The following is an 18,068-nucleotide window of genomic DNA, read 5'->3' on the forward strand; positions in this document are numbered from 1 at the left end:
CGCGCAGCGCGCGGCCCCCGTCCCGTCTCACGCGCCGCGACGGCAGGTGAGGAACACCTGGACCTCGGGCCGGGCGCCCTCGGGCTCGTAGGAGACCACCCGCTCGTCCTCCACGATCAGCCCGGCCTCCTCCACCACCCGGCGCAGCTCCCCGTTCGGGTAGCCCGACACCCGGACGTCCGTGCCCAGGAAGGGGATCGGGGCGTCGTCCAGGTCGGCCTCCACCATGGACAGGCACAGCAGGCCGCCCGGGACCAGCGAGGCGCGCACGCGGCTCAGCGCCTCGGGGATGCGGGCCTTGGGCAGGCACAGCAGGGAGAAGAACGCCACGATGGCGTCGTAGGAGGACTCCGCGGGGTCCAGGTCGAGGATGTCGGCCCGGACGAACGTCGCCTCCGGCACGTTGCGACGGGCGATCTCGACCATCCGCCCGGAGATCTCGTAGCCGGTCACCCGCGCCCCCGCCGCCACCAGCTGCCGGGCGGTGGGCACACCCGTACCCGAGCCCAGGTCGAGCACGTGCGCGCCGGGCGGCAGCAGGTCCAGCAGCCGGCGCACCCGGTCCTCCTGGCCCTCCTTGCGGGGGAAGGCCTCGTCGTAGCGCTCGCCGATCGCGTCGAACGCCGCGGCCTGGAGGGCCGAGCGCCGCGCCCACTCCTCCGGATCCGGAACGTGGTCGAGGGGGTCGGGGGCGGTGTTCTCGCTGGGCACGGTGTCGTCTCTCCCTGCCGTGTCGTACGCGCGTGTCTGGGGTGCGCGCATCCTAACCCGTTCCCGCCGGACCGGGGCCCGCCGCCTCCCGGCGCCCGGCGTGTCGTCTCGGCGCCCGTCCGCCACCGGCGGGTCCAGGACCTCCACGGGGATCTCCGGGTCCAGGCCGGCCGGCGGGGGACCCCCTCCGGCGGGTCGGTCCTGCGGCCGAGGGAGGCCCCGGGCCTCCGGGGAGCCCCGGCCGGGCCGCCTCCGGAGCAGGCGGTCGCGATCAGCGTCAGCGCGGCGGCGACGAGCGCCACCGCGGTCGTGCGGGGGCCGCCATGCCCCGGAAGGCTGGGACCCGTGGGTCCCCCCGGCGGCCACGGGCGCGTCCGGACCCGCTCACGAAGGGTCGGCCGCGTGCGGCCGCCGCCTCACCCCAGGAGCAGGGCGACCGAGAACAGCACGCCGAACGCCATCTGGAGCCTTCCCGTCTCACCCAGGCCCAGCACCAGGTCGCGGCCGGTCTGGCCGCCCAGCACGCGCCGCAGCGGCGGCACCGCCAGCGGCGCCGACACCAGCACCAGCGGCGTCCACCAGAACACCGGGGTCAGCGCCAGCGCCACCAGGTAGGACAGCGCGATCGCGCCCCCGTACAGGCGGCGGGTGCCGGCGTCGCCCAGCCGCACGGCCAGCGTGACCTTGCCGGTCTCGCGGTCGGTCGGGATGTCGCGCAGGTTGTTGATCACCAGCACCGAGCAGGACAGCAGGCCCACCGGCACCGACGCCACCCAGGCCTGCCAGGGCGCGGAGCCCAGCTGCACGAAGACCGTGCCCACCACGGCCACGACGCCGAAGAACACGAACACCGAGACCTCGCCCAGGCCCCGGTAGCCGTAGGGGCTGCGGCCCCCCGTGTAGTACCAGGCCGCCGCGATCGCCAGGGCGCCCACCAGCAGCAGCCACCACGAGGACGCGACCACCAGCACCAGGCCCACCACCCCCGCGAACGCGAAGCTGGCCAGGGCCGCCGCCAGCACCTGCCGAGGGGCGGCCAGGCCGGTCGCGGTCAGCCGGGTCGGCCCCGTCCGCGCCTCGGTGTCGGTGCCCTTGACGCCGTCGCTGTAGTCGTTGGCGAAGTTCACGCCGACCTGGAGCGCCATGGACACCACCAGGGCCAGCAGCGCCTTCCACCAGACGAACCCGTCCAGGGCGAAGGCCAGGGCCGTGCCGACGGCCACCGGAACGATCGAATTCGGAAGCGTACGGGGGCGCAGCCCCGAGACCCATTCACTGACCGTGGCCACGCTCCGGCCCTCCCCGCTCACCACCGGCGCACCCGTGCGCGCCGCGACAACCACCCCACGTTAGACCCTGTCGGCGGCGCTCCCGCCCGCGCCCCGGCGCCGGGGCGCGGGTCGGCCCCCGCTACTGGGAGATGGCCGCGTGCAGGCGCACCATCGGCAGCAGCCGCCCCATGTCGATCTCGCGGCGGGCGCCGTCCGCTCGCCAGCCCGAGGCCTCGAAGAACGCCCGCAGCGCGTTGTCGGCCTCGGGCACCCACACGTGCAGGGTGGCGAAGCCGTCCTCGACCAGGTGGTCCACGCACGCGTTCACCAGGCGGCTGCCGTGCCCCTGACGCGCCCGCTCGGGGTCCACGTGCAGGGCGAACACCTCCGCGTCCTTGGCGGGCCACAGGTCCGGGTCCCCGGCGGGGCCGAACGCGGCGAAGCCCGCGACCGTGCGCACCCCCTCCACCTCGTCGGTGGCCACCACCAGCCGGTGCCGGGAGGTCGGCGGCGACTCCAGGGCGGCCGTCCACTGCTCGCGGAACCGCTCCCTGGCCTCCTCGCCGCCCAGGCCCCCGGACACCTCCTCGGGCAGCAGCGACCCGTACACCGCCCGCCACGACGCCACCTGGATGTCGACGACCGCTTCCACGTCGGCGGTACGGGCGGGACGGACGAACCGGGCACTGGACACGGGGAACTCTCCTTCGGGGGTGGGCGACACGCCTGGCGACAAGATCACCTACGCCGGAGTTTCCGGACCTTGCCACAGCATGGGAACATCTACGTTGTGAGCCTCATTATCAGAGTTATCGTGAACGCGCTCGCCCTTTGGGCGGCTGTCCTCCTGATCGACGGCATCGAAGTCACCGCGCAGGACACGGTCGGCCAGATCCTGGTCTACCTCGCCGTCGGCGCCATCTTCGGCGTGGTCAACGCGGTCATCAAACCGATCGTCAAAACGGTCGGATGCCTGTTCTACGCTCTGACCCTGGGGCTGATCGGCCTCCTGGTGAACGCGCTGCTGCTCATGCTCACCAACTGGATCGCGGGCCTGTTCGACCTGCCCTTCCACATCGACGGGTTCTGGCCCGCCTTCTGGGGCGCGATCGTCGTCACCATCGTCAGCTGGCTGCTCAGCATGTTCCTGCCCGACGGCAGCGACGACTAGCCTCCTGCCACGGATCCCGTCCGCCCCGAACCGCGGGCGGACCCCGGGCCCGGCCGGATGGCACGGGCCCGGGACGGGTAGGTTCGTCTTACCGGGGACCACTCAACCTCGACCCACGAGGACGGTGGACCGGACGGGGCCCTGCCCCCAGCCCCCGACACGGGGCACCACAGATCTTTCCCGCGACCGTCGCGCATCCGCCGGTCGCGGTGGCGCGCACGCAGCGCCGACCACCCGTGCCCGAGGCACACCCGCACGGGAGACCACAACTGTTTCGGAGTACACCGAGAGGAGGAGGGGCAACCACGGACCCCACCGCCCGAGGGCGGCGGTCCGCACGCCTTTCACACACGATGATGGACACAAAGAACCGGCCGTTCGGCAAGATGTTGACCGCGATGGTCACTCCGATGCTGGAGGACGGGGAACTCGACTACGAGGGCGCGGCCCGACTGGCCACCTACCTCGTCGACGAACAGCACAACGACGGCCTCGTCATCAGCGGCACCACCGGCGAGTCGCCCACCACCAGCGACGACGAGAAGGACCGGCTGCTCCGGACCGTCCTGGAGGCGGTCGGCGACCGCGCCACGATCGTGGCCGGGGTCGGCACCAACGACACCCGCCACAGCATCCGGCTGGCCCAGGCGGCCGAGAAGGCGGGGGCGCACGGTCTGCTGACCGTCACCCCCTACTACAACAAGCCGCCGCAGGAAGGCCTCATCCGGCACTTCACGTCGATCGCCGACTCCACCGACCTGCCGGTGATGCTCTACGACATCCCGCACCGCACCGGGACGCCGATCGCCTCCGAGACCCTGGTCCGCCTGGCCGAGCACCCGCGCATCGTCGCCAACAAGGACGCCAAGGACAACGTCGGCGCCAGCTCCTGGGTCATGGAGCGCACCGACCTGGCCTTCTACTGCGGCACCGACATCCTCAACCTGCCGCTGCTGTCCGTCGGCGCGGCCGGGTTCGTCAGCGTCGTCGGCCACATCGTGGGCGCCGACCTGTGCGACATGATCGACGCCTTCGAGAAGGGCGAGGTCGGCCAGGCCCTGGCCATCCACCGCCGCCTCACGCCGGTCTACACGGGCATGTTCCGCACCCAGGGCGTCATCACGACCAAGGCCGTCCTCAACCTGTTCGGCCTGCCCTCCGGGCCGGTCCGCACCCCGCTCGCCGACGCCTCCGCCGAGCTCCAGGCCCTCCTGCGCGAGGACCTGGCCGCCGCGGGCGTCAAGGGCCCCATCGGGCTCGCCCCGCACCAGGCCGTCCCGGCCAGCGCCGTCGCCGTCGAGCGCCTCACGGAGGGATCCGTATGAGCCACCCGCATCCCGAACTGGGCTCGCCGCCGCCCCTGGGCAAGGGCGTGCTGCGCATCGTCCCGCTGGGCGGCCTCGGCGAGATCGGCCGCAACATGACGGTCTTCGAGTACGGCGGGCGCCTGCTCATCGTGGACTGCGGCGTGCTCTTCCCCGAGGAGGAGCAGCCCGGCGTCGACCTGATCCTGCCGGACTTCGACTACATCCGGGACCGGCTCGACGACATCGAGGCGGTCGTGCTCACCCACGGGCACGAGGACCACATCGGCGGCGTGCCGTTCCTGCTGCGTGAGCGGGCCGACATCCCGATCGTCGGCTCCAAGCTCACCCTGGCGCTGATCACCGCCAAGCTCGGCGAGCACCGCATCAAGCCCGAGACCGTGCTGGTGGAGGAGGGCGAGCGACACGACTTCGGCCCCTTCGACCTGGAGTTCTTCGCGGTCAACCACTCCATCCCGGACGCTCTGGCCGTGGGCATCCGCACCCCGGGCGGGTCGGTGCTGCACACCGGCGACTTCAAGATGGACCAGCTGCCGCTGGACGGGCGCCTGACCGACCTGGCCGGGTTCGCCCGGTTCGGCGACGAGGGCGTGGACCTGCTGCTGTCGGACTCCACCAACGCCGAGCAGCCCGGCTTCATCGTCAACGAGCGCAACCTGACCGAGGCCATCGACAAGGTGTTCCGGCAGTCCCAGAAGCGCATCGTGGTGGCCTGCTTCGCCTCGCACGTGCACCGCGTCCAGCAGGTCATCGACGCGGCCGTCGAGCACGGGCGCAAGATCGCCTTCGTGGGCCGCTCCATGGTCCGCAACATGAACATCGCGCGCGACCTGGGCTACCTGAGCATCCCCGGCGACACGGTCGTCGACGTCAAGCAGCTCGACCATCTGCGCCCGGACGAGGTGCTCCTGGTGTGCACGGGCTCGCAGGGCGAGCCGATGGCCGCGCTCAGCCGCATGGCCAACCGGGACCACCAGATCCGCATCGAGGAGGGCGACACCATCCTGCTCGCCTCGTCGCTGATCCCGGGCAACGAGAACTCGGTCAACCGGGTGATCAACGGCCTGACCCGCTGGGGGGCCAAGGTCGTGCACAAGGGCAACGCCCTGGTGCACGTCTCCGGCCACGCGCCCGCGGGCGAGCTGATGTACGTGCTCAACATGGTCCGCCCGCGCAACTTCATGCCCGTGCACGGCGAGTGGCGGCACATGCGCGCCCACGCCGACCTGGCCAGGCTGACCGGGGTCCCGAGCGACCGGATCGTCATCGCCGAGGACGGCGTGGTCGTGGACCTGCACAAGAACCGGGCCAGGATCGTCGGCGCGGTGCAGGCCGGGTACGTGTACGTGGACGGCTCCTCGGTCGGCGACGTCACCGACGCCGCGCTCAAGGACCGCCGGGTCCTCGGCGAGGAGGGGTTCATCTCCGTCGTCGTGGCGGTGGACTCCGGCTCCGGCAAGATCCTGGGCGAGCCCGAGATCCACACTCGGGGCGCGGGCATCGGCGCCGACGCCTACGACGACGTCATCGACCGCATCCAGGACGCGCTGGACAAGGCGGCCCGGGACGGGGTCAACGACCCCCACCAGCTGCGCCAGCTCATCCGCCGCAGCGCCGGCCGCTGGGTCAACGAGACCTACCGGCGGCGGCCCATGATCATCCCCGTCCTGGTCGAGGTCTGACCGGCACCCGACGACGACGAACGGCCCGACGCCGCACCGCGGCGGTACGGGCCGTTCGCGTCGCCGGGACCGAAAACCGGTACCGGGGCGGTGACGGGACCGGGGCCCGGGTCGGGCGGCGGTGGGACGGGGAGCACAGCGGCGCCCGTGCGACACGCCGCGCGGGATACGGGCGCCGGGGGTGGACGCCGCAGTAGGCTGCCCGCCGTGGCGGGCCGTCCTGCCCGACCGTCCGCACGACCCCGTCCCCTGGAGGTGACCCCATGGCCACGCGCGCCTCCTCCGGCGGTTCCGGACGCAAGAAGCCCGCCGCGCGCAAGCCCGCGGCGAAGAAGCGCATGCCCGACGGGCCCATCGCCTTCGCCGTCACCATGTTCGGCCAGTTCCTGCTGGTGCTGTGGAAGCTCGTCGCGCACACCGTCGGCGGCTCCGCCCGCGCGGTCGGCCGCGGCGCGCGCGGCCTCGACCCCGACCTGCGCCGCGACGGCGCCGGGCTGGTCCTGCTGGCCTCGGGCGTCCTCATCGCCGCCGCCGTGTGGTGGAACAGCGACGGGCTGCTCCTGGAGTACACCCGCACGGTCGTGGTCGGCGCCTTCGGCACGTTCTCGCCGATCCTGCCGCTGCTGTTCCTGCCGATCGCGGTCAGGCTCATGCGCACTCCCGGCGACAGCAAGGAGGGCGACGCCGGGCGGCTGCTCATCGGCTTCAGCTCGATCATGCTGGGCCTGCTGGGCCTCATCCACATCGCCCACGGCATCCCGCAGCCCTCCGAGGGCCTGGCAGCCCTCCAGGAGGCCGGCGGGCTCATCGGCTTCGTCGCCTCGGGGCCGCTCAGCGCCGTCGTCACCCCGTGGCTGACCGGCGTCCTGCTGGCCCTGGTGCTGGTCTTCGGGATCCTCGTGGTCACCGCCACACCCATCCGGCGCATCCCCGAGCGCCTCCAGGTCCTGTTCGGGGCGCTCATGGAGCGCGACACCGGCCCCGACGCGGGCATCGGCCTGCTGGGGGCGGAGAAGAAGAAGCCCGCCAAGCCGCGCAGGAGCGGGCCCGGGAAGAAGAAGGCCACGGGCACGGTCGCGGGCGACCACGAGCGCCCCTACGACAGCCCGGTGCTGCCCGACGAGCCCATCGCCCCCGCCCTCACCGACGAGGAGGAGGCCGCGCGGACCGGCGCCGAGGCCCCGGAACCGGCCGTGGAAGCGGCGGAGGCCGCGCCCAGGGGCAAGAAGGCCGCCCGTGCCAAGCGGGAGGTCCCCGACCCCACCCCGGCGCCCGCCACCACCGAGCAGCTCACCATCCCCTCCCGTGTGGTGGAGGGCGACTACGAGCTGCCCGCGCCGACCATGCTCAAGCCCGGCAGCCCGGTCAAGCCGCGCACCAAGGCCAACGACGAGGTCGTCGAAGCCCTGTCGGGGGTGCTCACCCAGTTCAACATCGACGCCGACGTCACCGGCTTCACCCGCGGGCCGACGGTGACCCGCTACGAGATCGAACTGGGCCCCGCGGTCAAGGTCGAGAAGGTCACCGCCCTGGCCAAGAACATCTCCCTGGCGGTCAAGAGCGCCGACGTGCGCATCCAGTCGCCCATCCCCGGCAAGTCCGCCATCGGCGTGGAGATCCCCAACACCGACAAGGACCTGGTGAGCCTGGGCGACGTGCTGCGCTCGCCCGCGGCGACCTCCGACGACCACCCCATGCTGGTGGGCCTGGGCAAGGACGTCGAGGGCTCCAACGTGGTCGCGAACCTGGCCAAGATGCCGCACGTCCTGGTCGCCGGTGCCACCGGCGCAGGCAAGTCCACCTGCATCAACGGGCTCATCACCTCGCTGATGATGCGCGCCACCCCCGACGAGGTGCGGATGATCCTGGTCGACCCCAAGCGGGTCGAGCTGACCATGTACGAGGGCATCCCGCACCTGATCACCCCCATCATCACCAACCCCAAGCGGGCCGCGGAGGCCCTCCAGTGGGTGGTGGGGGAGATGGACCGGCGCTACGACGACCTGGCCGCCTCCGGGTACCGGCACGTGGACGACTTCAACGCCGCCGTGCGCACCGGGGAGCTGACCGCCCCGCCCGGCAGCGAGCGCCAGTACGAGCCCTACCCCTACCTGCTGGTCATCGTGGACGAGCTGGCCGACCTGATGATGGTCGCCCCCCGCGACGTGGAGGACGCCGTCGTGCGCATCACCCAGCTGGCCCGCGCCGCCGGGATCCACCTGGTGCTGGCCACCCAGCGGCCCAGCGTCGACGTCGTCACCGGTCTGATCAAGGCCAACGTGCCCTCCCGTCTGGCCTTCGCCACCTCCAGCCTCTCCGACAGCCGCGTCATCCTCGACCAGCCCGGCGCCGAGAAGCTGGTCGGCAAGGGCGACTCGCTCTTCCTCCCCATGGGCGCGGGCAAGCCCATCCGCCTCCAGAACGCCTGGGTGTCGGAGAAGGAGATCCGGGCGATCGTCGAGCACTGCAAGAAGCAGTCCGAGCCCAGCTACCGCGAGGACGTGGCCGTCCCCGACGCCAAGAAGAAGGAGATCGACGAGGACATCGGCGACGACCTCGACCTGCTCCTCCAGGCCGTCGAGCTGGTGGTCACCACCCAGTTCGGGTCCACGTCCATGCTCCAGCGCAAGCTCCGGGTGGGCTTCGCCAAGGCGGGCCGCCTGATGGACCTCATGGAGAGCCGCGACGTGGTCGGCCCCAGCGAGGGCTCCAAGGCCCGCGACGTGCTCGTCCAGCCCGACGACCTGCCCGCCGTGCTGGCCGACATCCGCGGTTCCTGACCGGCGCCGCCGCGTCCGCGCGGCGGCGCGCGGGCGCCGACCGGCATCCGGGAAGTCGGGCTTCCGACCCCGTGTTACGGCCTTTCCCGAAACTCCACTGGCATCCCTTAAAAACAGGCATGCCCGATTTGGTGGGATCTTGGAGGCTTCATGGGGCGTGGTGACCTGCGCGAAAGCGCCCCGGGCGGCAGAGTGGTCTCTTGCAGCTACACACAGTCGCGGGGGGAGTGCGCATGGCGACGATCGGTCAGACCCTGTCCGCCGCCCGGGTCGCGGCGGGGTACACGGTCGCGGACCTCAGTATCCGTACACGTATCCGGGAACCCGTCCTCACGGCCATCGAGCAGGAGGACTTCTTCTCCTGCGGCGGGGACTTCTACGCACGCGGCCACATCCGCGGCATCTGCCGCACGCTCGGCCTGGACCCGGCGCCGCTCCTGGCCGAGTACGACCGCGAGCACGCGTCCCGCGCCATACCCGCCTTCGTCCCCCCGCAGCGCCACCCGGCGTCCGTGCCCGAGGCGGCGCGCGCGGCCGCCGCCGCGCGCGCCGAGACCCGTCCCGGGGAGGACGGGGAGGCGGTGATGGCCCACCGCTTCGGCGAGGACGACTCCGGAGTCGGCGCCCAGCGCTGGGGCCACTTCGAACGCAGGCAATTCCTGACGCGCCAGCCCGACGATGAGCCCCAGGAGCCCCAGGAGCGCCGGGGCCCCCGCAGGCCGCGGCGGGCCGGGTGGATCCCCGGCCCCCGCGGGACCGCGGAGGGACGCCGCCCCCGTGCCCGGGTGCCCGAGGAGGGGGACCCCGAGGGCGGGGCTCCCGAGGACAGGGCCGCCGACGCGGGTCCCGCCCGGGTCGGCTCCGCGCAGGTCGGCCCCGTGCGGAGCGGGCACGCCGACGGCAGGCACCGCGGCGGCGGGCCCCGGAGCGCCAGGCACCAGGGGGGCGGGACCCGGGTCGGCAGGCACGGCCGGGGCGACCCCGTCACCCGCCCCGTGGTCATCGCCGCCCGCCCCCGGCCCGTCGACGCCGTTCGGCGCCACTGGCCCTGGGCCGTGGTCGGGGCCATCTTCCTCCTGGCGCTCTTCGTCGGGGTCCGCACCTGGCAGGACTGGGACGCGGGCAACCCGCTGCGCTCGGCCTTCGACTCCTCCGCCACCGAGAGGACCGTCGACTCCGCCGTGGGGGCGGAGGAGGCCGCGGCGGAGCAGGGGCCCGTCGAGTTCGCCGTCGAACTCGGCGCCTCCGGACGCAGCTGGGTCGAGGTCACCGGGGCCGACGGCGAGGACCTCTACGTCGGCTACCTGCTGGAGGGCGACGTCAAGGAGTACGTGACCGAGGACATGCTCAACCTGTGGGTCGGCGACGCCGGGGCGGTCAGCGTGACCGTCAACGGCGAGAGCTCCGGACCCCTCGGCCTTCCGGGCGAGGTCAAGGAGATCGTCATCGGTCCGGACGGCGTGCAGCAGTGACCGGACCGCGCCCCGGCCCGGAGCGATCCGGGCCGGGGTACGGGCGGGTGAGCCGACCAAGGTAATGTGGGGGGCTGCGGGCGGCGCCGGGCTGCGCCGTGCACTGAGCACGGCCGACCGGTCCGGGACGGCCCCCCGCGCCACCCGAAGCTCTCCCACACGCTTGGAAGCCATGTCATCGCGCCGTACTGTCTCACTCGTCACCCTGGGGTGTGCGCGTAACGAGGTCGACTCCGAAGAGCTGGCCGGGCGCCTGTCCGCTGGCGGCTGGGACCTCGTCGAGGGCGACACCGAGGCCGACGTCACCATCGTCAACACCTGCGGGTTCATCGACGCGGCCAAGCAGGACTCCATCGAGACCCTCCTGGAAGCGGCGGAGAACGGCGGCAGAGTCGTCGCCGCCGGGTGCATGGCCGAGCGCTACGGCTCCGAGCTGGCCCAGGCCCTGCCCGAGGCGCAGGTCATCGGATTCGACGACTACGCCGCCATCACCGACCGGCTCGACGACGTCGTGGCCGGGCGGACCCTGGTCCCGCACGACCCCCGCGACCGGCGCACGCTGCTGCCGATCAGCCCGGCCGAGCGCGACGCCTCCCAGGCCCACGTCCCCGGCCACGCCAGCTTCGCCGAATCCGCCGGGGCCGAGGGCACCGAGCTGCCCTACCGCGCCTCCGTCCCGCGCCGCCGCCTCGTCGGCGGACCGGTGGCCAACCTCAAGATCGCCTCCGGCTGCGACCGGCGCTGCACCTTCTGCGCCATCCCGACCTTCCGGGGGGCCTACCTCTCCCGCCGCCCCGACGACATCGTGCGCGAGGCCGAGTGGCTGGCCTCCGAGGGCGTGCGCGAGGTGTTCCTGGTCAGCGAGAACTCCACCTCCTACGGCAAGGACCTGGGCGACGTGCGCGCCCTGGAGAAGCTCCTGCCCCGCCTGGCCGCAGTCGAGGGCCTGGAGCGGGTCCGGGTCAGCTACCTCCAGCCCGCCGAGGTCCGCCCCGGCCTGGTGGACGTGCTCACCGGGACCCCCGGCGTGGTGCCCTACTTCGACCTGTCCTTCCAGCACGCCAGCGGCACCCTGCTGCGCCGCATGCGCCGCTTCGGAGACCGCGAGCGCTTCCTGGAGCTGCTGGACACGGTCCGCAAGCGCGCGCCCGAGGCGGGCTCGCGCTCCAACTTCATCGTGGGCTTCCCCGGTGAGACCGAGGCCGAGTTCGAGGACCTGGTCTCCTTCCTCTCCGAGGCCCGGCTGGACGCCATCGGCGTGTTCGGCTACTCCGACGAGGAGGGCACCGAGGCCTTCGGCCACGAGGGCAAGCTGCCCGACGAGGTCGTCGCCGAGCGCGTGGACCGGCTCAACCGCCTCTCCGAGGAGCTGATGACCCAGCGCGCCGAGGAGCGGATCGGTTCGGAGGTCACCGTCCTGGTGGAGACGGTGCTGGAGGACGGCGCCTACGAGGGCCGCGCCGAGCACCAGGCACCCGAGGTGGACGGCAGCACGATCCTCTACGGCGAGGGCCTCGCCGTCGGCGACCTGGTGCGCGCCACCGTCATCCAGTCGGCCGGGGCCGACCTCATCGCGGAGCAGGACGACACCCACGGGGAAGCCGCGGACAGATGAGCACCCCCGACCCCGCGGCCACCCCCGCCCCCCGCGTTCCCCTGTGGAACATCGCGAACATCCTCACGATGAGCCGCCTGGTCATGGTGCCGCTCTTCGTGTGGCTCATGTTCCTGGACGGCTCGTGGTGGCGGTTCGCCGCCTTCTCCGTCTTCGTGCTGGCCGCCATCACCGACCGGGTCGACGGCGAGATCGCCCGCCGCCGCAACCTGGTCACCGACTTCGGCAAGATCGTCGACCCGATCGCCGACAAGGCGCTCACCGGCTCCGCGCTGGTCGTGCTCTCCCTCCAGGGCGACCTGTGGTGGTGGGTGACCATCGCCATCCTGGTCCGCGAATGGGGCGTCACGGCGCTGCGCTTCGCGGTCCTGCGCTACGTGGTCATGCCGGCCAGCCAGGGCGGCAAACTCAAGACGGTCCTCCAGATCGTCGCGATCAGCGTCTACCTCTTCCCGCTCCAGGTGCTGCCCTTCAGCGAGGTCTTCGTCTGGTTCGCGCACGTCGTGATGGCCGCCGCGCTGGCGGTCACCCTGTGGACCGGCCTGACCTACGTGTTCGACGCCGTCCGCGCGGTGCGCGCCCGCAAGGGCCCCGCCGCGTGACGGGGGAGCAGGGCCCGCCGGACGCCGGCGACCCGGACCCGCGTGCCGGGGCGCTGGCCGCGGCCGGGGCCGCCCACCGGGCCCTGCTCGCCGCCGGCGCCACCTGCGCCACCGCCGAGTCGCTGACCGGCGGCCTCGTCGGCGCCCACCTCACCGCGATCCCGGGCGCCTCGGGCACCTACCGGGGCGGTGTCGTGGCCTACGCCACCGACGCCAAGGACAGCGTCCTGGGCGTGCCCGCGGACCTCCTGGCCGAGCACGGCGCGGTCCACCCGGAGGTGGCCGGGCACATGGCGCTCGGCGTCCGCCGCCTGCTCGGCTCCGACTACGGAGTCGCGGTCACCGGCGTGGCCGGACCCGATCCCCAGGACGGCCAGCCCGTCGGCACGGTCTTTGTGGCCGTCGCCACGCCCGATGGAGCCACACGGGGCCGCCGTTTCCGTTTCACCGGGGACCGTGCGGGTATCCGATACCGCACGGTCGAGGGGGCGCTGCTGCTCCTGGAAACCGCTGTGCGCGGGAGCATGGAAGGAAACGCCCGAGGCTGAACTTTTCGGGCTGTTCTTCCTTTCCCCACCCTTGGGAACAAAACCACCCCCGGGCGGGGTTCCCCCTCCAGCGAACAGGACGGCAAGAGGTGCCCGAATCGGGCGTGGGACAGGTACGGTGGTGTATATGAAGGTCGCTACCGGTGGGAGGGAGCGCGAATGATGGTCCTGCTTCGTCACCTACTTGGTGACGTGCTCAGGCGGCTCCGGCAGCGCCAGGGCCGCACCCTCCGTGAGGTGTCGGCCGATGCACGTGTATCCCTCGGTTACCTGTCGGAGGTCGAGCGCGGGCAGAAGGAAGCCTCTTCCGAACTGCTCTCCTCGATCTGCGGGGCGCTGGGCGTCCCGCTCTCGCAGGTACTGAGAGAGGTCTCCGACCAGCTCGCCCTCGCCGAGCTCCAGGAGGCCGCGCTGCTGGGTGACGCGGTCACGACCGACCCCGTCTCCGCCCAGGACCTCGGCATCGACCCGGTACCGGATCGCGTTCCCCAAGTCGCCGACATGGTGGGGGTCTGACCCCTCCTCGGAACTGTCCGTCCATCGTCACCGTGACCACGACGAAGGAGCCGACCAGACGGTCGGCTCCTTCGGTGTTCACGGGACCTGCGCTCGGGGCGGCGGTCAGCGGTGGGTGTGGTTCACCCAGGCCTCGGGGTCCTCGGCCAACGAGCGCACCGTCTCGGGCAGCTCGTTGGTCACCAGGTGCTGGAGGTTGACGCCCTCCAGGATCGCGCGCTCGCTGGCGCGCAGGGCGATCCACACCTGCTGGAGGCTGCGGGCCGCGCCGTCGTAGTCCACGTGCTCGGGGCGCTCCCCGCGCACGTTGGCGAGCGGTCCGTCGACCGCGCGGATGATGTCGGCCAGGGAGATCTCCCCCGCCGGACGGGCCAGCCAGTAGCCGCCGACGGGGCCGCGCTGGCTGCGTACCAGACCGGCCCGGCGTAGCTGGGTGAGGATGTTCTCGAGGAATTTTCCGGGGATGGCCTGCGCGCGTGCGAGCTGTTCGGCCGTCACCGGCCCCTCGTCGGCGACGGCGAGTTCCGCCGCCGCGCGTAGCGCGTAGTCGACCCGGGCTGAAAGGCGCATGCTGTGATTATGCCGTGTGTAAGTGGGCGAATGGGGCACCGGCCGTCGACGGGAACGCCGTCGACCGGGATGCTTCAGGCCAAGGGTACTTCTCCTACCGGGTTGCGGGGACATCGGTGACGTCCCCGCTCTCGGGGTGTCCCGCCCCAGTATGTCCGCCGCGGTGACGAGCGTCACCGGAACGCGCCGACCCGGCCGGTCCGCGACCGGCCGGGTCGGGTGGCGCAGCAGGGGCGCTCAGTTCACGCCGGGGGAGGGGGCGCCCACCGGTGCCCCCAGCAGCTCCGCCGCGCTCAGCCCGTTCACGTGCGCGGCGCCGTAGGTGCTCACGTGCGCGCCGCAGTCGGGCCGCCAGATGGGCAGCCCCATCTCCACCACCACGGCGTCGGGGTGGGAGCTGAGCAGGCGGTTGACGAGCGCCTGGGCGGAGGGGTAGCGGTGCGCGTCCCGCACCACCACGACCAGGTCGCGGTCCCGGGCGCTGGCGGCCAGCCGGTCGGCGTGCGCGACGTCGGGGGAGACCCGCTCGGTGCCCGGGAACCAGGGGGACAGGCCCCAGGGGACCTCGCCCACCGCCATGCCGGAGGGGGCGTCCACCTCCACCACGTAGGGGTCCGCCAGCGGCGGCAGGTCGCCGTCCACGCGCACCGCGCGGCGGGCCCCGACCAGGCCCACCCCGTCGGCCGCGGGGGCGTCCGAGCGCCGGGTCTGGGCCGCGCGGATCCAGGTCCGCAGCTCGGCGTTGCGCCCGGCGGCCTCCTCCAGGCGCTCCCCGGGCAGGCGGCCCTCCCGGACCGCGTCCACCAGCGCGGCGCGGATCAGCTCGACCTGGTCGGCGTAGACGAACCGGCCCAGGCACAGCAGGTCCACCCCGGCGGCCACCGCGCGCACGCAGGCCTCGGGGATGCCGATACGGCCGCTGACGCCCTGCATGTCCATGGCGTCGCTGACCACGGTGCCGGTGAAGCCCAGCTCGCCGCGGAGCAGGTCGTTGAGGATGCGCGGGGTGAGCGTGGCGGGGCCGTCGCCGCCCAGGCCGGGCATCTCGATGTGCGCGGTCAGGATCGACCGGACGCCCGCCTCCACGGCCGCGCGGAAGGGCAGCAGCTCGCGGCGGCGCAGGAGGTCGGCGTCGGCCTCCACGCGCGGCAGCACGTGGTGGGAGTCCTGGGAGGTGGCGCCGTGGCCGGGGAAGTGCTTGGCGCACGCGGCCACGCCCGCCTCCTGGAGGCCGAGCACGGCGGCCGCCGCGTGCCGGGCCACCAGTTCGGGGTCGGAGCCGAAGGAGCGGGTGCCGATCACCGGGTTGTCGTCGGCGACGTTGACGTCCACCGAGGGCGCCAGGTCCAGGTTGAAGCCCAGCTCGGCCAGGCGTCCGCCCAGGGAGCGCAGGGTGGCGCGGGTCAGGCCGGGGTCGTCCACGGCGCCCAGGGCCGCGTTGCCGGGGTAGTCGCTGCCCTGAGCCTGGCCGATGCGGGTGACGTCGCCGCCCTCCTCGTCCAGGGAGATCAGCGGGGTGTCGGTGACCCCGGCCAGGGTCGCGTTGAGCGCGGTCACCTGCTCGGGGCCGTCCAGGTTGTTGTGGAACAGACAGACACCGGAGATCCCGTCCGCCAGACCCTCCAGGACCCAGCGCGGGGCTTGGTAGGACTCGAAGGGCACCAGCAGCGTGGCGTTGGCCAGACGCGCCAGGGTCGGGTCGTACGGCATGACGAACTCCGTTCGGTGAGCGAAGGGGTGCCCGTGGTCGGGCAGACGAAGGGCGGGGAAACGGGGGGGAGGGCGCGCCCGGGGCGGGGCCCGCGGCGTCCGTCGCGGGACCCGCCCCGGCGGGAGGGACGCGGTCAGCCCTTGACCGCGCCCATGGTCAGGCCGGAGACCATGCGCCGCTGGACGAACAGGAAGAAGATCATCACGGGGATGGTCAGCAGGGTGGAGGCGGCCATGATCGGCCCCCACTCGGTGCCGAACCGGCCGAAGTAGTAGGACAGCGTCAGCGGCAGCGTGTAGTTGTCGGTGCTGCGGCCCAGGAACGTCAGCGCGACGATGAACTCGTTCCACGCGGTGATGAAGGCGAAGATGCTCGCCGCGACCAGGCCCGGCGCGACCAGGGGCATCAGGATGCGCCAGAAGACGGTCCAGGAGCTGGCGCCGTCGATGGCCGCGGCCTCCTCCAGCTCCTTGGGCACCGCGGCCACGAAGCCCCGCAGCATCATGATGGTGATCGGCAGGGACACGGCCGTGTACACGATGAGCAGGCCGGACAGGTTGCCGAGCAGCTCCACGCCGCTGACGTCGGACAGCTGCCGGAAGTTGATGAAGATGGAGATGATCATCGCCTCCATCGGCACCATCTGGATCACCAGCAGCAGGATGATGAAGGCGGTGCGCAGCCGGAAGCGGAACCGGGCCACGGCCACGGCGGCCAGCAGCGACAGGAACGCTCCCATGGCCACGGAGGCCACGGTGAGGAACAGGCTGTTGCCCAGGAACTGCCAGAAGTTCACCCCGGGGATCAGCTGGCCGTTGAGCACCCGGTCGAAGTGCTCCAGGGTCGGCGCCGTCGGGAAGATCGTCTGGTCGCGGGTGAAGATCTCGCCCACCGGCTTGAAGGCCGTGATGACCATCCAGTACACGGGGAACACCGAGAACAGGAACACCGCGAGGCCGGCCAGGTACAGCGGCAGGCGGCGCAGGCGGCGCAGCGGGCCGCGGCGGTAGACGGGCCGGGGGCCGCTCGGGCCGCCCGTCCCGGCGCCCCCGGTGGCGCGCTCGCGGACGGCGGAGGCGGAGGTCTGGTCGATCGCGGTCATCGGGTCTCCCCCTGGCGGATCATGATGCGCAGGTAGTACGCGGTGACGGCGAGGATCATCACGGTCATGACCACCGCGATCGCCGAGCCCATGCCGTAGTTGGCCGGGCTGGCGCTGAAGCCCTGCTGGTAGATGTAGTACGAGAGCAGGTAGACGTCCTTGTTCTGGAAGCTGTTCGCCAGGATGTAGAGCTGGGTGAACACGCGCAGGTCCCAGATGATCTGGAGGACCAGCAGCAGGGCGAACAGCGGGCGCAGCATCGGGAACGTGACGTTCCAGAAGGCCTTCCAGCCGCCCGCGCCGTCCATCCTCGCGGCCTCGTACAGCTCGTAGGGGATGCTCTTGAGCCCGGCGAGCACGGAGACGGCCACGAAGGGGAAGGACTGCCAGACGATCACGGTGATGAGGATCGAGAACAGCGGGAGCGGTTCGAGGAACCAGTTGTACTGCAGCCATCCGCTGCCCACCAGCCAGTCCGGCATCCGGTCCAGGATGACGTTGACCAGGCCCCGCTCGGGCAGGAACAGCCAGCGGAAGACCAGGGAGGCGCTCAGCGCGGGGGTGGCCCAGGCGAGCATCATGCCCAGGGCCACGAACCCCGAGAACCACTTGGGGAGCTTGTTCAGCAGCAGCCCCACGAGAGTGCCCAGCACCATCGTGATGCCGACCATCAGCACGCAGACCACGACCGTGTTGCGCAGGATCCCCCAGAACTCGGGGTCGGTCAGCAGCGTCTGGTAGTGGGCGAAGTCGTTCCAGGCCGGGCCGGGCTGGTTCGGCAGGAGGTTGCGGGTGGTGAAGCTGGTGAGCGAGTACCACACCATCTGCACGATCGGCCACAGCAGCACGACCGCGAGGAGGATCAGGGCCGGTGCGATGAGCAGGTAAGGGGTGGGGAGCGCGAGGCGGCGGCGAGGTGCGGGCTCGGAGGCGGGGGCCTTCACGGCCTCCTCCCGCTCGCGCGCGGGCGCTGGTTCGACGGTTTGTGCCAT

The 18,068-nt window shown here is 72.4% G+C and carries 16 protein-coding genes; 9 read left to right on the forward strand and 7 right to left on the reverse strand.

Annotation, left to right across the window (positions count from 1 at the left end):
* Positions 1–27: 27 nt before the first annotated feature.
* The 3 genes from UIS43_RS24960 to UIS43_RS24970 form a co-directional block, all read right to left on the reverse strand.
* Complete coding sequence (locus UIS43_RS24960) at positions 28–711, reverse strand: class I SAM-dependent methyltransferase (RefSeq protein WP_013151695.1); 684 nt, start codon at positions 709–711, stop codon at positions 28–30.
* Positions 712–1,127: 416 nt separating this feature from the next.
* On the reverse strand, positions 1,128–2,000 hold the full coding sequence (locus UIS43_RS24965) for a 1,4-dihydroxy-2-naphthoate polyprenyltransferase (RefSeq protein WP_013151696.1): 873 nt from the start codon (positions 1,998–2,000) through the stop codon (positions 1,128–1,130).
* A gap of 121 nt (positions 2,001–2,121) precedes the next feature.
* Positions 2,122–2,676: a GNAT family N-acetyltransferase gene (locus UIS43_RS24970; RefSeq protein WP_013151697.1), complete on the reverse strand. Its 555-nt coding sequence runs from the start codon at positions 2,674–2,676 to the stop codon at positions 2,122–2,124.
* A 96-nt stretch (positions 2,677–2,772) separates the two neighbouring features.
* Here UIS43_RS24970 and UIS43_RS24975 point away from each other — a divergent pair, with 96 nt between their 5' ends.
* The 9 genes from UIS43_RS24975 (at position 2,773) to UIS43_RS25015 (ending at position 13,693) form a co-directional block, all read left to right on the forward strand.
* On the forward strand, positions 2,773–3,153 hold the full coding sequence (locus UIS43_RS24975) for a phage holin family protein (protein ID WP_071621549.1): 381 nt from the start codon (positions 2,773–2,775) through the stop codon (positions 3,151–3,153).
* 353 nt (positions 3,154–3,506) lie between these two features.
* The gene (dapA, locus tag UIS43_RS24980) at positions 3,507–4,478 is read left to right on the forward strand and encodes a 4-hydroxy-tetrahydrodipicolinate synthase (RefSeq protein ID WP_013151699.1); all 972 of its coding nucleotides are present in this window, start codon (positions 3,507–3,509) and stop codon (positions 4,476–4,478) included.
* Positions 4,475–6,160, forward strand: coding sequence for a ribonuclease J (locus UIS43_RS24985; RefSeq protein WP_013151700.1), 1,686 nt, complete (start codon positions 4,475–4,477; stop codon positions 6,158–6,160). Before dapA ends, UIS43_RS24985 begins: the two co-directional genes overlap by 4 nt.
* A 263-nt stretch (positions 6,161–6,423) precedes the next feature.
* The gene (locus tag UIS43_RS24990; RefSeq protein ID WP_013151701.1) at positions 6,424–8,940 is read left to right on the forward strand and encodes a DNA translocase FtsK; all 2,517 of its coding nucleotides are present in this window, start codon (positions 6,424–6,426) and stop codon (positions 8,938–8,940) included.
* A 233-nt stretch (positions 8,941–9,173) separates the two neighbouring features.
* Positions 9,174–10,412 (forward strand): RodZ domain-containing protein, encoded by a 1,239-nt coding sequence (locus UIS43_RS24995; RefSeq protein ID WP_071621551.1) that lies wholly within the window; start codon positions 9,174–9,176, stop codon positions 10,410–10,412.
* Positions 10,413–10,584: 172 nt separating this feature from the next.
* Positions 10,585–12,027 carry a 30S ribosomal protein S12 methylthiotransferase RimO gene (gene rimO / locus UIS43_RS25000; protein ID WP_013151703.1) on the forward strand — a complete coding sequence of 481 codons (1,443 nt, stop codon included), beginning with the start codon at positions 10,585–10,587 and terminating at the stop codon, positions 12,025–12,027.
* Positions 12,024–12,629: a CDP-diacylglycerol--glycerol-3-phosphate 3-phosphatidyltransferase gene (gene pgsA / locus UIS43_RS25005; RefSeq protein WP_013151704.1), complete on the forward strand. Its 606-nt coding sequence runs from the start codon at positions 12,024–12,026 to the stop codon at positions 12,627–12,629. The genes rimO and pgsA overlap by 4 nt, the downstream gene beginning before the upstream one ends.
* A complete protein-coding gene (locus UIS43_RS25010) occupies positions 12,626–13,177 on the forward strand; it encodes a CinA family protein (RefSeq protein WP_013151705.1) in 552 nt (183 codons plus the stop codon). Before pgsA ends, UIS43_RS25010 begins: the two co-directional genes overlap by 4 nt.
* Before the next feature lie 159 nt (positions 13,178–13,336).
* Positions 13,337–13,693, forward strand: a complete 357-nt coding sequence (locus tag UIS43_RS25015) for a helix-turn-helix domain-containing protein (protein WP_013151706.1) — start codon at positions 13,337–13,339, stop codon at positions 13,691–13,693.
* A gap of 105 nt (positions 13,694–13,798) precedes the next feature.
* Here UIS43_RS25015 and UIS43_RS25020 read toward each other — a convergent pair whose 3' ends face one another.
* The 4 genes from UIS43_RS25020 to UIS43_RS25035 form a co-directional block, all read right to left on the reverse strand.
* Positions 13,799–14,263 (reverse strand): Rrf2 family transcriptional regulator, encoded by a 465-nt coding sequence (locus UIS43_RS25020; RefSeq protein WP_013151707.1) that lies wholly within the window; start codon positions 14,261–14,263, stop codon positions 13,799–13,801.
* A 237-nt stretch (positions 14,264–14,500) separates the two neighbouring features.
* Positions 14,501–15,973, reverse strand: coding sequence for a glycoside hydrolase family 3 protein (locus UIS43_RS25025; RefSeq protein WP_013151708.1), 1,473 nt, complete (start codon positions 15,971–15,973; stop codon positions 14,501–14,503).
* A gap of 134 nt (positions 15,974–16,107) precedes the next feature.
* The gene (locus UIS43_RS25030; RefSeq protein WP_013151709.1) at positions 16,108–17,076 is read right to left on the reverse strand and encodes a carbohydrate ABC transporter permease; all 969 of its coding nucleotides are present in this window, start codon (positions 17,074–17,076) and stop codon (positions 16,108–16,110) included.
* Positions 17,073–18,068 (reverse strand): carbohydrate ABC transporter permease, encoded by a 996-nt coding sequence (locus tag UIS43_RS25035; RefSeq protein ID WP_013151710.1) that lies wholly within the window; start codon positions 18,066–18,068, stop codon positions 17,073–17,075. Before UIS43_RS25035 ends, UIS43_RS25030 begins: the two co-directional genes overlap by 4 nt.

The organism is Nocardiopsis sp. LDBS0036 (assembly GCF_041228755.1).
Lineage (GTDB): Bacteria > Actinomycetota > Actinomycetes > Streptosporangiales > Streptosporangiaceae > Nocardiopsis > Nocardiopsis dassonvillei.